Below are 14,970 nucleotides of genomic sequence, written 5' to 3'. Positions count from 1 at the left end.
ATGGGTGAACACAGCACCGTACCGTCGAACCACGCGGAGATCCTGGTGGGCTACGACGGCTCACCCGACGCCACGGCGGCGTTGGAGTGGGCGCTGGACCAGGCCCGCCGCGACCCTCGGCCGATCCGGCTGGCGTACGTCTTCGAATGGCTGACCGTGGCCGGCTGGGTCGGCCCGGGCGTGACGCCGGGGATCTGGCCCGACGCGCAGGCCCGACGGCAGGTCGAGGAGCTGGTCGGCAAGGCCGCGGCGGACGCCGCCGCCACGCACCCGGGCCTGGACGTACGCGGTGAGGTGCTGGACGGCCCACCGGCCCTGCTGTTGGAGGAGGCGTCGAGGCAGGCCGGCCTGCTGGTGCTGGGCAGCCGGGGGCACGGCGGCTTCGCCGGCCTGCTCGCCGGTTCGACCGCCGTCGCCGTCACCGCGCACGCGCACTGCCCGGTGGTGGTGGTCCGTGGCCGCCCAACCGGGGGCGACCGGGCCGGACACGTCGCGGTCGGCGTGGACGGCTCGGAGCATTCCCTGCTGGCCCTCGGCTTCGCCTTCGAACAGGCGGCCCTGCACCAGGTACCGCTGCACGTGGTCCGGGCCTGGCAGCCCCGACGTGACCAGTGGCACCTCGACGGCGAGCAGGCCCGGGACGCGGCGCTGGCCGAGCACCGCGCCGAGTTGGACGAGGCGCTGCGCCGCTGGCAGGGCACCTTCCCCGACGTCGAGGTCACGGTCGAGACGGCGGCTGCGGCCCCGGCCGGTCTGCTCATCGACGCCAGCCGAAACGCGCGCCTGATCGTGGTCGGCACCCGGGGGCGCGGTGGGCTGCGCGGCATGCTGCTCGGCTCGGTCAGCCAGCAACTCATCCAGCACGCCCACTGCCCGGTGGCGGTGGTCCGGGAACGCTGAGACAGCACGCGGACCACGCGGGTCAGGTCGACCCGCGTGGTCCGGCACCGAGCGCGCGTAGCGCGTTGAGGATCACCAGCACGTCGATGCCCTCCTGGACGAACGCGCCCGCCACGGGTGGTAGCTGCCCGGCCGCCGCGAAGCCCATCGCCAGCAACGCCAGACCCATGCCCACGGTGGCGCTCTGCACCGCGATCCGGCGGGCGTACCGGGCCACCTCGACCGCGTCGGCCAGCGGGTCGAGGCGGTCCACGCTCAACACGGCGTCGGCGATGTCGGCCGAGGCGGTAGCTCCCGTCGTGCCCATCGCCACACCGACGCTCGCCTCCGCCAGTGCCGGGGCGTCGTTCACCCCGTCGCCGACCATCACCGTCACCGCGTGGTCCGTCTCGGCACGGACCCGGCTCGCCTTCTCCTGCGGGGTGCACCGGGCCAGCACGTCGTCGACGCCCACCGCAGCGGCGACCCGGTGGGCGTCCTCGGGCCGGTCCCCGGTGACCATCACGATCCTGGTGAGCCCGGCGGCACGCAGCCGGTCCACGGTCCGGCGGGCGTCGGGGCGTACCGGATCCTCCAGTAGGACCACGCCGAGCAGCTCGTGCTCGTCGGCCACCCAGGCCGACGACTGGCCCGCCGATTCGGCCCGGCGGCGGGCCTGCTCGGCCCAGCCGGGCAGCTCGCCGTGGAACTGCCCGACCCGGACCTGCCGGCCGTCCACCCGCCCGCTGACCCCCTGGCCCGGCTCCTCGGTCATCTCCGTCGGGGTGACCAGCCGCAGGCCACGGTCGGCGGCGGAGCGCACCAACGCCGCCGCGAGCACGTGCGGGGACAACTGTTCCACCGAGGCGGCCAGCCGCAGTACCTCCTCGGGGTCGCCGCCGGGCGCCACGGCGGTGTCGACGACCCGGGGACGCCCGGCGGTGAGCGTGCCGGTCTTGTCCACCAGCAGGGTCCGTGCCCGCCCCAGGACCTCCAGCGAGCCGCCGTCGCGCACCAGCACCCCGCGCCGGGCCGCCCGGGACAGCCCGGAGACGATGGCGATCGGGGTGGCCAGCAGCAACGGGCACGGGGTCGCCACCACCAGCACCGCCACCGCCCGCAGGAACTCGCCGGAGGCCAGCCAGCCCACCCCGGCCAGCACCAACGTGAACGGTACGAAGGCGGCGGCGTAACGATCGGCCAGCCGCACCATCGGCGCCTTGCGGGCCGTCGCCTCCTCGGCCAACCGCACGATCCCGGCGTACGTGCTGTGCTCGGCGTTCGCGACCGCCCGCAGCCCGAAGGCGGCTCCGGCGTTGACCACCCCGCTGCTCAGCCGTTCCCCGGCTGCCCGCTCGACGAGGCGGGACTCCCCGGTGACCACCGACTCGTCGAGCGTAGCGGCGGTTTCGGTGACACCGTCGACGGCGACCACGTCACCCGGGCCGACCAGCAGCCGGTCGCCGACCGTCACCTGGTCCACCGGCACCACCTCGACGCCGCCGTCGGGGCTGCGCCGTCGTGCGGTACGCGGTGCCCGCTCCAGCAGCGCCCGCAGGTCACGGGTCGCCCGACGTTGTGCGTACGCCTCCAGGGTCCGACCGGTGGCCAGCATCACGGCGACCACCGCGCCGGCCAGGTACTCGCCGACCACCAGCGCGCCGCCCAGTGCCAGCACGGCGATCACGTCCACGCCGAACTGCCGTCGCAGCAGCTCGCGCAGCACCGCCCCGGCGGCGGGCAGCAACGCGGCGAGGGTCGCCACCGCCCACCCGGCGTCGGCGACGCCCGGGTATCCGGCCAGTCGTGCCACCGCACCCGTCGCCACCAGCAGCGTGAGTGCGGTCAGCGGAGTCCACAGCCACCAGCTCCGACGCCGCGAACCGTCGGTCCCGGGCCGGGCCGGTTGCGCCGGCAGGCACTCGTTGGCGTCTCGCTTTCCCACCTACGGATCGTCCCAACACGTGGGGTGTCCCGTCGGGTGGTCCGGCTCAGAAGTCGCCGGCGCAGGTCCCGCCCGTTCGGGGCAGGCGGGTCGTGCGGGCCGGCGACCGATGCAGCAGGATGAACCGGACCGTACCCACGGCCGTACCGGAGTGCGGCACCATGGCAGAGACGGAAAGGTCGTGAGGATGAGCCACCAGACGCCGGCTACCCACCGCCCGCTGACCACCGCCCTCGCGGAGGCCGCCGCGATGGCCGGTCACGCGCCGTCGGTACACAACAGTCAGCCGTGGCGCTGGCGCGTGCTGCCCGACGCGTTGGAGTTGCGGGTGGCGCCGGACGACCGGCTGGCCGCCACCGACCCGCATGGGGAGCTGGTCACCCTCAGCTGCGGTGCGGCACTGCACCACGCCCGGCTGGCGCTGGCCGCCGAGGGTTGGACGACCAGTGTGCAGCGGATGCCCGACCCGGGCGACCCGGACCTGCTCGCCCGGCTCACCGAGCCACGGGCCACCGGGGCCGACCCGGACGCGATGCGGTCGGTGCAGTGCATGCAGGTACGCCACACCGACCGGCGGCCGGTCAGCGACGAGCAGGTCCCCGCCGAGGCGTTGAACAGCATCGTGTCGGCTGCCGGCCGGGAGGGGGCCCAGCTGGAGATCCTCGACCGCGATCAGGTGCTGCACCTGGCGGCCTCCGCGTCCCGCGCCGCCACGATCGAGGCGGACGACTCCGGGCTGCGGGAGGAGCTGGAGTACTGGACGAGCCGCTCGGGCGGCGTCGGGCTCACCCCGGAGGTGCTGCCGGAGCAGCCCGCACAGACCACCGTGCCGGGTCGGGACTTCGGCCGTCCCGGCACCCTGCCGGTCGGGCCGGGGCACGACCAGGCGGCGTCCTACGGGGTGCTCTACGGCGACGAGGACGAGCCGGTCGCCTGGCTCCGCGCCGGTGAGGCGCTGTCGGCCGCCTGGCTGACCGCCACCCGGCTGGGGGTCTCGGTGGTGCCGCTCAGTGGCGTGGTGGAGGTGAGCACCACCCGGCAGACCCTACGCGGGGTGCTCTCCGGGCTCGGCTACCCGTACCTCGTCCTGCGCCTCGGGATCGCCGACCCGGACCACGCCGGTCCGCCGCACACCCCGCGACTGCCTCGCGAGCAGGTGGTGGACACCTCCGCCGTCACCGGCGACGCCGGGTAACCGCACCGGGACGTTTCCGTATCACCGGGCCCCGGCTAGCATCGCCGGGTGACCGTCGGCGCGCCCAACCCCCGGAACGAGCCTCCGTCGCTCGGCCTCAGCCCGCTGTCCCGGGTCCGCCTGGACGAGCTACTCCAGGAGATGCTGGACCGGGTCGGCGAGGTGGTGACCAGCCGGGAACGGTTACGGGCGCTGCTCGACGCGGTCGTCGGCATCGGCACCGATCTGGATCTGCGCAGCACCCTTACGCGCATCGTGCAGGCGGCCTGTGACCTGGCCGGCGCCCGCTACGGCGCGCTCGGGGTGATCGGCTCCGACCGGATGCTGCACGACTTCATCACCCACGGCATCTCCCCCGAGCTGCACGCCAAGATCGGTGACCTGCCGCACGGCCGGGGCGTGCTCGGCCTACTCATCGACGATCCGAAGCCGTTGCGGATGCCGGACATCACCCAGCATCCGAACTCCTACGGCTTCCCGCCGCACCATCCGCCGATGCACACCTTCCTCGGCGTGCCGGTCCGCATCCGCGACCAGGTCTTCGGCAACCTCTACCTCGCCGAGAAACAGGGCGGGACCGAGTTCACCGACGACGACGAGGAGATCGTCGTGGCGCTCGCCGGGGCGGCCGGGGTGGCGATCGAGAACGCCCGGCTGTACGCGCTGGCCCACCGCCGGGAACGCTGGCTCTCCGCCACCGCGGAGATCACCTCGCTGCTGCTCGGTGAGGTACGCCGCACCGACGCGCTGACCTTGGTGGCGCGCCGTGCCCGGGAGGTCGCCGAGGCCGAGTTGGCCCTCGTGCTGATCTACGACGAGGAGGCGGACCATTTCACCGTGGAGGTCGTCGACGGTGTCGGCGCCCAGCCCCGCGCGTTGGTCGGCACGGTGCTGCCAGCGGCCGACACCAGCTTCGCCGCTCCGGTGGCCCAGGGGCGACACGACCTGGTGGAGGACCTGGCCCATGCCGCGCCGTGGCCGGCGGTGCTGCGCACCGGGCCGGCGGTGATCTCGCCGCTGGCCACCGCCGACACCCTGCACGGTGCGCTGGTGATCGCGCACCGCGTCGACCACAGCGGTGTCTCCGACGACGACATGACCCTGCTGGGCAGCTTCGCCAACCAGGCCGCGCTGGCCATGGAACGTGCCCGGGGCCAGGAGGAACGCGAGCAGTTGGTGGTCCTTGAGGACCGCGAGCGGATTGCCCGGGACCTGCACGACGTGGTGATCCAGCGGCTGTTCGCCACCGGCCTGCAACTACAGAGCGCGGTGCCGCTGGCGGCGCGCTCGGAGGTGGCCAAGCGGATCAACGCCGCGGTCGACGACCTGGACACCACGATCAAGGACATCCGCCGCACCATCTTCGAGCTGCGTACCCCGATGAGCGCGGCGTTGCGCACCGAGATCCGCGAGGCGGTGGAGGCCGCCGCCGAGTTGCTGGGCTTCCGGCCCAGGCTGGAGTTGACCGGGCCGATCGACAGCGCGGTGCCGGACGAGGTCCACCCCGAACTCAGCGCCGTGCTCCGCGAGGCGCTGTCCAACGCGGTACGCCACGCCCAGGCCACCACGGTGTCGGTGGCGGTACGCGTCGACGCCGCCCAGGTCACCGTCACCGTCACCGACGACGGGGTGGGATGCGACCCGGCCGCCGCCCGGGGCGGGTTGGTGAACCTGCGTGAGCGCGCCGAACGACACGGGGGCACCTTCGAGGTACGCGCTGCCGAACCGCACGGCACCGAACTGCTCTGGTCGATCCCGCTGCCCGCCTGAGCACGCCGCGAGCCGGAGCGGCCCGGTGGACGGGTCAGCGGGTCTTGCCGAGCAGGCGGGTGGCCAGCACGGCGGCCTGGGTACGCCGCTCCAGGCCGAGCTTGGCCAACACACTGGAGACGTAGTTCTTCACCGTCTTCTCGGCCAGGAACATCTTGCCGGCGATCTCCCGGTTGGTCAGCCCCTCGGCGACGTACTCCAGGATCCGCCGTTCCTGCTCGGTGAGGGACTGCAACTCGCGGGGCTGTTCCACCCCGCTGCGGATGCGGTCGAGCACGCGGGTGGTGATCGCCGGGTCGAGCAGCGACTGACCGGCCGCCACCCGGCGTACCGCGTCGACCAGGTCGGTGCCGCGGATCTGCTTGAGCACGTACCCGGAGGCACCGGCCATGATCGCCGCGAACAGCGCCTCGTCGTCCTCGTACGAGGTGAGGATCAGTCCCTTGATCGTGGAGTCCACGGCCCGGACGTCCCGGCACACGTCGATGCCGTTGCCGTCGGGCAGCCGGGCGTCGAGGATCGCCACGTCGGGACGCAGCGCCGGGATCCGGCGGGCCGCCTCCTGGGCCGAGCCGGACTCGCCGACGACCTCTATGTCACCGCTGGCGTGCAGCAGGTCGGCGAGACCACGACGTACGACCTCGTGGTCGTCAAGCAGGAACACCCGGATCATCCTCCCTTTCTACCCGCCTACGCCCACCCATCGCACGGGCCAAAGGTCCCAACCCACCCGGCTTCGGGGCTGCGCCGGGCGCGAATCTCCTGATCAAGAAGCTCGGTGGGGGCGGGGTGGCCTGCGGTTTCGGGACGTGTGGCCCTGCTGGTCAAGGGGACTCGGGGCGCACCGTGGGGGTACCAGGGCGAAGGGAGGGGGCCGACCATGGAAACCGGCTACACCGTCGATCAGCTACGGACCGCCGCGACCGACGCGATCCGCGCACCGTCCATGCACAACGTCCAACCGTGGCGGTTCCGGCTGCGCGACGGTGGGATCGAGGTCCTGCTGGACCCGACCCGGCGGCTGCCCGCCACCGACCCGAGCGGTTGGGGTGCCCGCATCGCCGGTGGGGCGGCGTTGTTCAATCTGCGCCTCGCCCTGGCGGTGGCCGGCATCCCGGCGAAGGTGCGGCTGCGTCCGTACCCGGCGGAGCCGGACGTGCTGGCCCGGCTGGTACCGGACCTGCCGCAGCGTCCCAGCCCCGCCGAGCAGAACCTCTACGCGGCCATTCCGCGCCGGTTCAGCAACCGCGCCCCCTTCTGGCCCGAACCGGTCCCGGCCGACTCCCGCTGGCGGCTGGGCGAGGCGGCCCGTGCCGAGCACTGCTGGCTGGAACTGTTGATCGGGGTGAGTGCGGTCAACGCGTTCGCCGAGATCGCCCGCAGCGCGCACCGGGTCCTCGAACGCGATCCCGCCTACCGGGCGGAGCGCGAGGCATGGGTACGCGCCAGACCCGAGCCGGACGGCGTCCCGGTCACCGCCAGCGGCCCCCGGGCCGAGTCGCAGGACCTGCTGCCGTCGCGTGACTTCGGCGGTACCCAGCGGTTGCCCGGCCGCGACTTCGAGCCGGAGCCACTCGTGGCGGTGCTCGGTTCGGCCGGTAACACCGCCGTCGACCAGGTGGTGGCGGGTCAGGCGTTGCAGCGGGTGCTGTTGACCGCCACCGAGGCCGGGCTGTCCGTGTCGCTGCTGTCCCAACCGATCGAGGTGCCTTCTGCCCGGGAACAGATCCGGGTGTCGCTGGGGCGGTTCGGCACGCCGCAGATGGTGATGCGGATCGGGTACGGCCAGCCGGGTCGGCCCACCCCGCGCCGCCCGGTGTCGGAGGTGCTGGACCTGCCGGTGTACCCGACCGACGGCAGCCGCGACGGTCGACGACTCACGGGCGAGCAGGTAAGACGGTAGGTGCCGTGCCCGGCGGACGGCGTGGGCGTCCGCCGGACACGGCAGGGCGGTGCCGCGGGCACGGCGGGCACCACCAGCCAATTCCTTGGTGAAAGGACGGCAAGTCCCATCGTCGTGCCCGCCCGGATGCCACGTCAATAACTTCCGGAAAAATATCGGTACCCGGTCAGACAGCGGCGGCGCTGTCCCGGATGACGAGCTCGGTCGCCAACTCCACCCGAGGGCTCTCCACCTTCTCCCCACGAGCCAGACGCAACACCGTCCGAGCAGCCAACATCCCCATCTCGGCCAGCGGCTGCCGCACCGTGGTCAACGGCGGAGAACACCACCGCACCTCCGGCAGGTCGTCGAAACCCACCACGCTGATGTCGTCCGGCACCCGCAAACCCCGCTGCCGAACCGCCTCGTACACACCCAACGCCATCTGGTCACTCGACGCGAAAATCGCCGTCGGCGGCTCGCTCAACCCGAGCAACCGCAGCCCACCGTTGAACCCGGCCTCGTGGTAGAAGTCGCCCGGGCAGATCAGGTCCTCGTCGAAGGGCAGGCCGGCGGCGTCCAGGGCGGCCCGGTAGCCGTCCATCCGGGCCCGGCTGCACATCAGCTGCGATGGCCCGGCGATGAACCCGATCCGCCGATGCCCCAACCCGATCAGATACTCCGTCGCCCGCAGGCCACCGGCCCAGTTGGTGGCACCGATCGTCGTCGCCTCCCGGGCCGGGAGGCCGTCCGCGTCGACGATCACCACCGGGATGTTCAGCCGGCGCAGCTCGTCCTGTAGGGGCGGCTCCACCATCGAGGTCACGAAGATCACGCCTTCGGTGCCCCGACGGCGCATGCCGTCGAGCCACTGCTCCGCCGAGGAGGTCCGACGGTGGATGGCCGACACCACGGTGCCCACCCCGGCAGCGTGGGCCACATCCTCCACACCCCGAATGATCTCCACCGCCCACGGGCTGTCCAGATCATTGAAGACCAGGTCCACCAACCCCGAACTAGCCCGCATACTCGGCGGCCGACGCCGGTAACCATGCCGCGTCAGCAACTCCTCCACCCGCTCACGGGTCTGCGGAGCCACATCCGAACGACCATTGATCACCCGGGAAACCGTCGGCACCGACACCCCCGCCAGGTCCGCTATCGCGGAGATTGTGATCTTCCGGGTGTCTCTGGCAACCACGGCACTCCCCTACCAACCGGTACGGCGACAGCCCGCACCGTTCCCGGTACGGCTAGGGCGGGCAACTAGCCGCCCGCCCACACCCTAGTGCCGGAAATTTCACTCGACTATCGGTAGTTGGCGCAGTTCACTCCGAAGAAACGTGATCAACACGTGGCGCGGCGGCGCTGTCCCGGATGACGAGCTCGGTCGCCAACTCCACCCGAGGACTCTCCACCTTCTCCCCACGAGCCAGACGCAACACCGTCCGAGCAGCCAACATCCCCATCTCGGCCAGCGGCTGCCGCACCGTGGTCAACGGCGGAGAACACCACCGCACCTCCGGCAGGTCGTCGAAACCCACCACGCTGATGTCGTCCGGCACCCGCAAACCCCGCTGCCGAACCGCCTCGTACACACCCAACGCCATCTGGTCACTCGACGCGAAAATCGCCGTCGGCGGCTCGCTCAACCCGAGCAACCGCACCCCGCCGGAGAACCCGGCCTCGTGGTAGAAGTTGCCCGCCTGGATGAGCCGGTCGTCGATCGAGATCCCGGCGGCCTCCAGGGCCGCCCGGTAGCCGTCTATCCGGGCCCGGCTGCACATCAACTGCGGCGGCCCGGCGATGAACCCGATCCGCCGATGCCCCAACCCGATCAGATACTCCGTCGCCCGCAGGCTTCCCGCCCAGTTGGTGGCACCGATGGTCGGCGCGTCCTGAGCGGGAACACCAGCGGGATCGACGATCACGGCGGGGATGTTCAGCCGACGCAACTCCGCCTGCTGCGGCGGTTCGAGGGTGGAGGTCACGAAGATGACCCCCTCGGTGGAGCGGGTCCGGATGTTGTCCAGCCACTGCTTGGCCGAGGAGGAACGCCGGTGGATGGCCGACACCACGGTGCCCACCCCGGCAGCGTGGGCCACATCCTCCACACCCCGAATGATCTCCACCGCCCACGGACTGTCCAGATCATTGAAGACCAGGTCCACCAACCCCGAACTAGCCCGCATACTCGGCGGCCGACGCCGGTAACCATGCCGCGTCAGCAACTCCTCCACCCGCTCACGGGTCTGCGGAGCCACATCCGAACGACCATTGATCACCCGGGAAACCGTCGGCACCGACACCCCCGCCAGGCGGGCGATGGCCGCGATGGTCACCGTCCGGTTGTCGTTGGCAGCCATGCGCCTCCCTCTCTCGCTCATCCACTGACGCTGCCGGCGAGGTGCCGGCGCTGACAATCGGCGGCATGGCGTCCGTGCCCCGGCACACCCGCTACTTCTGCTTCTTCGCGACCCTGGTGATGTCCTTGACGATCTGGTCCGGCCGCTTCTTGCCGGCGATCAGCTCGGCCACGCTCTCGTTGACCTGCTGACCCACCGCCGGCGGGTACGCCTGGTCGAGGTAGAGCTGGAAGCCGGTCGCGATGCCGAGGTTAGCCGCCACGACCTGGTTGTTCAGGTCCTTGATGCCACCGGCCGCGGCCTGGTTGGTGGGCAGCACCGCACCGGTCTGGGCGGCCCGCCGCTGGTTCCTCGCCTGCAGCAGCGTCCGCAGGAAGTCAACCGTGGAGGCCGGCGCGTCGCGGCCGACCACGAAGCCGTTTCCGCCGCCGAACGCGTCGGTGGCCGAGCCCTTGCCGTTCTCCACCGCCGGGAAGGGGAAGAAGGCGAGCCGGTCGCCGAGGCCACGCTTGCTGCTCGACGAGGAGGCCTGCACCGACGGGGCCCACTGGCCCATCAGCTCCATGGCGGCGTCCTCGTTGCCCATCGTCGCGGCCTGCCCGGTCTCGGACCCGTACTCCGCGCGCAGGAAGCCCTTCTGGAACGGCTCCATCTCGACCAGTTCCCGCAGGCGCTCGCCGGCGGCGATGAAGACCGGGGTGTTGAAGTTGCTGTCCTCTGCCGCGGCCTGCAGCGCCTCCAGCCCGCCGATCCGCATCGCCAGGTACGCCCAGTAGTAGTGACCCGGCCACTTGTCCTTGCCACCGAGCGCGATCGGGGCGATGTTGACGGCCTTGAGCTTCGTGACCGCCTCCAGCAGCTCGCCCCAGGTCTTCGGTGGCGTCTCGATACCGGCCTTGGCGAAGTGGTCCCGGTTGTACCAGAAGCCGACCATGCCGATGTCGAACGGGATGCCGTAGATCTTGTCGTCGACCGTGTACGGCTGCAACGAGGCGGGCAGCAGCTGCCCGATCCATCCCTGGACCTCGCCGGTGATGTCCTTGACCAGACCGGCCTCGACCTGCTGTCGCAGTGCGCCGCCACCCCATGACTGGAACAGGTCCGGCGGCATGGCCGCCTCGACCGCGCCGTTCAGTTTGGTCTTGAACGCCTCGACCTCCAGCGGATGCACATCGATCGTGACGTTGGAGTGTGCGTTCTCGTACTGCCGTGCCATATCAGCCCAGACGCTGAGCATCGGCTCGGCGTCCTGGACGTGCCACCACCTGATCTTCTGCGGGCTTGCGGAAGCGCCGCTGTCCCCATCCCCGCAGGCGCCGAGCAGGAGCGCGCCGGCGCCTGCGCCGGCCAGCCCCAGCAGCGACCGGCGGGAGAGGTGCGATGTCATGGTTCATCCCTTCGGGAGGCGTGATGCGCGGAGGGAACACCGCCGCGATCGGCGGCGGCCATGAAAACGGGATCGCAAGTTTCGCTTCGATACCGATATTTTCGAGATGATTGCGGGCACGTTACGACGGCCCTACGTCGCCGGTCAAGGGGGTGTCGCGAGCGGACGCCAGCCGATACCGTGAGCCCAATCTTGGCACTTCCGGAGTATTTCCGGGAAGAAACCGGGATCGTGACCTGAAGGAGTCGAACATGTCGACCGAGATCGCAGACGTGGCTATCGGCCGGTCGATCCGCAACCCCGTCCTGTCCGGCTTCCATCCGGACCCGTCCATTCTGCGGGTCGACGACGACTACTACCTGGCAACCTCGACCTTCGAGTGGTACCCCGGCGTCCGGGTGCACCACTCGAAGGACCTCGTCCACTGGCGGGAACTGGGCGGGATCATCACCGAACGACGCCTGCTCGACCTGCGCGGCTGCGGCGACTCCAACGGGATCTGGGCGCCGGACCTGACGTACCACGACGGGTTGTTCCACCTCGTCTACAGCGATGTCGCCAGCTTCGCCAGCGGGTACTGGGACGCGCAGAACTTCCTCACCACCGCGCCGACCATCACGGGACCGTGGTCGGACCCGGTACGGCTGCACTCGCACGGCTTCGACGCCGCGCTGTTCCACGACGACGACGGCACCTCCTGGCTGTTGGCGATGAGCGCTGACTGGCGGCCGGGTCGCGACCGCTTCGGTGGTATCGAGATTCAGCAGTATGACCGGGTCAAGCGGCAACTGGTCGGACGACCCCGGATCATCTTCACCGGCACCGAGGCGGGGCTGACCGAGGGACCGCACATCTACCGCCACGACGGCTGGTACTGGCTGGTCACCGCCGAGGGCGGCACCAGTTGGGAACACCAGGTCACCGTCGCCCGGTCACGGGACCTGTTCGGACCGTACGAGGTGGACCCGGCCGGACCACTGATCACCTCGGTGGGTCGGCCCGACCTGACGTTGCAGAAGGCCGGCCACGGCAGCCTGGTCCGCACCCAGCGCGGCGAGTGGTACCTGGCCCACCTGGTGGCCCGCCCCTACAGTCCGCTCGGCAACTGCGTCCTCGGCCGGGAGACCGCGATCCAGAAGGTGGACTGGTCGCCGGGCGGCTGGCCGTGCGTTCCCGGCCGGGTTCCGGCCGACGAGATCCCGGCCCCGGACCTGCCGGCCCATCCGTGGCCCGACGAGCCGACCACCGATCACTTCGACGCCCCCCAACTGGGCCCCGGCTGGTCGACGCTGCGCCGGCCGGCCACGGACGACTGGATCGACCTGCGTTCCCGCCCGTCGCACCTGCGCGTGTACGGCGGCCAGTCCCCGGTCGGCAAGCAGACCCCGAGCCTGGTGGCGCGGCCGGTGGGAGCGGTCCGCTGCTCGCTGGAGACCCTCGTCGAGTTCGACCCGGGCGACCACCGGCACCTGGCGGGGATCACCGGCTACTACAACACCGAGAACTGGCACCATCTCTACCTGACCCGCGCCGACGACGGACGGGCCGTGCTGGAGCTGCTCACCTGCGACGGGGGGCACCGCACCGCGTACCCGCAGCTGACCGTCGACACCGGAGGCCGACTGCGGGTGGGCCTGCGGGTCACCTTCGACGGCCCGGCGCTACGCTTCGCGTACGACCTGGGTGACGGCTGGCAGGACCTGCCGGTGGAGTTGGACGCCACCATCCTCTCCGACGAACACGCGGCCCGGATCGTCGACGGCGAACCGGCGGCCTGGGGCTTCACCGGCGCCCTGCTCGGCATCTGGGTGCAGGACATCGGCGGCGACGGCCGCTACGCCGACTTCGACTACGCCACCTATCTCGAACACTGATCCGGTCGGCCCGGCGGCGCACGACCGTCGGGGCGACCCACCCGCTGTCGCGGGCCCTTGACCCGGGCCGGCTCGAACCCGTCACGGAACCCTCGGGAGCGAGCCGGCCCGGCCTCGTTCACAAGGTGTGTCGGGAGGTTGACCGACCGCCACAAACGCGGGGATGGATCCGGAAGTTTCCGGTTTGAATCCGGACGTTCCCGCAGTGCACACGGGCAACTTCCGGAATTTTTCGAGGTTGACGGGGGGCATCGATGGCCCTAACGTTTCGGCCAAGTTACCGATCGACATCCGGAAAAATATCGGTGGCTTCCGCGACCGCTCGCGACCGGCCACCGCCCCACGCACCGCCTCCGACCTGCTCAGCACCGGCCCGGAACCTGCACTTCATGATCGACACCTGTCGATCGGAGATCGAGAGGACCGCAGATGAAGTTGAGACGGTGGATGACCGTCGGCACGGTCGCCGTGGTGACCGCGGCGACGTTGAACATGGTGCCGGCCACCGCCGGACGGCCGTACGACCCGACCGCGCAGACCCTCGGCGCTCTCGGCCTGCGCCACGGCCTCCAGATCGGCACCGCGGTCAGCATGGACGCCCTCAACGACAAGGCCGACCCGGAGTACCGCAAGATCACCGCATCCGAGTTCGTCTCCGTCACCGCCGAGAACGCGATGAAGTGGGAGAGCCTCGAACCCACCCGTGGCACCTACAACTGGGGTCCGGCCGACCAGCTCGTCGAGTTCGCCAAGCGCAACCGGCAGAGCGTACGCGGACACGTGCTCGTCTGGCACAACCAGCTCCCGCAGTGGCTGACCGACGGGGTCGCCGACGGCTCCATCAGCAAGCAGGAGCTGCGCGAGCTGCTGCGCAAGCACATCACCACCGTGGTCAAGCGCTACAAGGGCAAGGTCTGGCAGTGGGACGTCGTCAACGAGGCGGTCAGCGACCCGTGGGACAACCCACCCACCCTGCACTACAAGGGCTTCTGGGCGGAGCACCTCGGCCCCGGCTACCTCGCTGACGCCTTCCGGTGGGCCCGCGCCGCCGACCCCAAGGCGCTGCTGTTCTACAACGACTACAACATCGAGGCGTTCGGCTCCGGCAACCCCGCCGACGACAAGACCCAGTTCGTCTACGACATGGTCAAGCGGCTGCGCGCCCAGGGCGTACCGATCGACGGCGTCGGCGCGCAGGGCCACCTCGGCACCCAGTACGGCAACTTCAGCACCTTCCAGGTGACCGAGGCGTTGAAGAAGTTCACCGCGCTCGGGGTGGCGACCGCGTTCACCGAGGTCGACGTCCGCAGCCAGGTGACCGAGGCCGTCCAGGACGGCAACTCCGAGGAGATCAACCCCAGGTTGCAGGCCTCGGCCGCCAACCACAGCGTGCTGTTGAAGGCGTGCCTGGCCGTCCGCAGCTGCCTCTCGTACACCGTCTGGGGCTTCAGCGACAAGCACTCCTGGGTGCCGGGCTGGTTCAGCGACCCGCCCGAGGGCCTGGCCACCATCATGGATGAGAACTACCAGCCCAAGCTGGCCTACCACGAGATCAAGTCCGACCTGATCCTCGCCGGCCCGCCGTACGTCCTGCCCCGCATCGCACCCAAGCCCCGCCGCTGACCCTCGTCACGGCGGGCGGACCAGCCATCCACCACCACCAGCGGGCCGT

Annotated in this window: 11 protein-coding genes; 6 read left to right on the top strand and 5 right to left on the bottom strand. The window is 71.0% G+C overall.

Features of this window, described 5'->3' with window-relative positions; genetic code table 11:
- Positions 1–900 carry a universal stress protein gene (locus ACLQ2S_RS05585; protein WP_425701244.1) on the top strand — a complete coding sequence of 300 codons (900 nt, stop codon included), beginning with the start codon at positions 1–3 and terminating at the stop codon, positions 898–900.
- A 22-nt stretch (positions 901–922) separates the two neighbouring features.
- Here the strand turns inward: ACLQ2S_RS05585 and ACLQ2S_RS05580 are convergent, their stop codons facing one another.
- Positions 923–2,824 carry a heavy metal translocating P-type ATPase gene (locus tag ACLQ2S_RS05580; protein WP_425701243.1) on the bottom strand — a complete coding sequence of 634 codons (1,902 nt, stop codon included), beginning with the start codon at positions 2,822–2,824 and terminating at the stop codon, positions 923–925.
- Positions 2,825–3,011: 187 nt separating this feature from the next.
- Between ACLQ2S_RS05580 and ACLQ2S_RS05575 the strand changes: the two genes are divergently transcribed.
- Positions 3,012–4,019, top strand: coding sequence for an Acg family FMN-binding oxidoreductase (locus ACLQ2S_RS05575; protein ID WP_425701242.1), 1,008 nt, complete (start codon positions 3,012–3,014; stop codon positions 4,017–4,019).
- Between the two features lie 141 nt (positions 4,020–4,160).
- On the top strand, positions 4,161–5,789 hold the full coding sequence (locus tag ACLQ2S_RS05570; protein WP_230462364.1) for a sensor histidine kinase: 1,629 nt from the start codon (positions 4,161–4,163) through the stop codon (positions 5,787–5,789).
- 34 nt (positions 5,790–5,823) lie between these two features.
- Here ACLQ2S_RS05570 and ACLQ2S_RS05565 read toward each other — a convergent pair whose 3' ends face one another.
- Positions 5,824–6,462, bottom strand: coding sequence for a response regulator (locus tag ACLQ2S_RS05565; RefSeq protein ID WP_425701241.1), 639 nt, complete (start codon positions 6,460–6,462; stop codon positions 5,824–5,826).
- Between the two features lie 207 nt (positions 6,463–6,669).
- Here ACLQ2S_RS05565 and ACLQ2S_RS05560 point away from each other — a divergent pair, with 207 nt between their 5' ends.
- On the top strand, positions 6,670–7,692 hold the full coding sequence (locus ACLQ2S_RS05560; protein ID WP_425701240.1) for an Acg family FMN-binding oxidoreductase: 1,023 nt from the start codon (positions 6,670–6,672) through the stop codon (positions 7,690–7,692).
- Between the two features lie 166 nt (positions 7,693–7,858).
- On the opposite strand, the gene ACLQ2S_RS05555 is transcribed toward ACLQ2S_RS05560, so the two are convergent.
- The 3 genes from ACLQ2S_RS05555 to ACLQ2S_RS05545 all read right to left on the bottom strand — a co-directional run bounded on the left by ACLQ2S_RS05555 (position 7,859) and on the right by ACLQ2S_RS05545 (position 11,424).
- Complete coding sequence (locus tag ACLQ2S_RS05555) at positions 7,859–8,872, bottom strand: LacI family DNA-binding transcriptional regulator (RefSeq protein ID WP_309222787.1); 1,014 nt, start codon at positions 8,870–8,872, stop codon at positions 7,859–7,861.
- Between the two features lie 127 nt (positions 8,873–8,999).
- Complete coding sequence (locus tag ACLQ2S_RS05550) at positions 9,000–10,037, bottom strand: LacI family DNA-binding transcriptional regulator (protein ID WP_425701239.1); 1,038 nt, start codon at positions 10,035–10,037, stop codon at positions 9,000–9,002.
- A 91-nt stretch (positions 10,038–10,128) separates the two neighbouring features.
- The gene (locus ACLQ2S_RS05545) at positions 10,129–11,424 is read right to left on the bottom strand and encodes an extracellular solute-binding protein (RefSeq protein ID WP_155215483.1); all 1,296 of its coding nucleotides are present in this window, start codon (positions 11,422–11,424) and stop codon (positions 10,129–10,131) included.
- Between the two features lie 251 nt (positions 11,425–11,675).
- Here ACLQ2S_RS05545 and ACLQ2S_RS05540 point away from each other — a divergent pair, with 251 nt between their 5' ends.
- Positions 11,676–13,298 carry a glycoside hydrolase family 43 protein gene (locus ACLQ2S_RS05540; protein ID WP_425701238.1) on the top strand — a complete coding sequence of 541 codons (1,623 nt, stop codon included), beginning with the start codon at positions 11,676–11,678 and terminating at the stop codon, positions 13,296–13,298.
- 429 nt (positions 13,299–13,727) lie between these two features.
- A complete protein-coding gene (locus tag ACLQ2S_RS05535) occupies positions 13,728–14,921 on the top strand; it encodes an endo-1,4-beta-xylanase (protein WP_425701237.1) in 1,194 nt (397 codons plus the stop codon).
- The last annotated feature ends 49 nt before the right edge of the window (positions 14,922–14,970 follow it).

The sequence above is a fragment of the Micromonospora sp. DT48 genome (genome assembly GCF_049844495.1).
In the GTDB taxonomy this organism is placed as follows: domain Bacteria; phylum Actinomycetota; class Actinomycetes; order Mycobacteriales; family Micromonosporaceae; genus Micromonospora.
The sequence above is the reverse complement of the archived record's forward strand: the minus strand, read 5'-3'. Positions and strand labels throughout refer to the sequence as shown.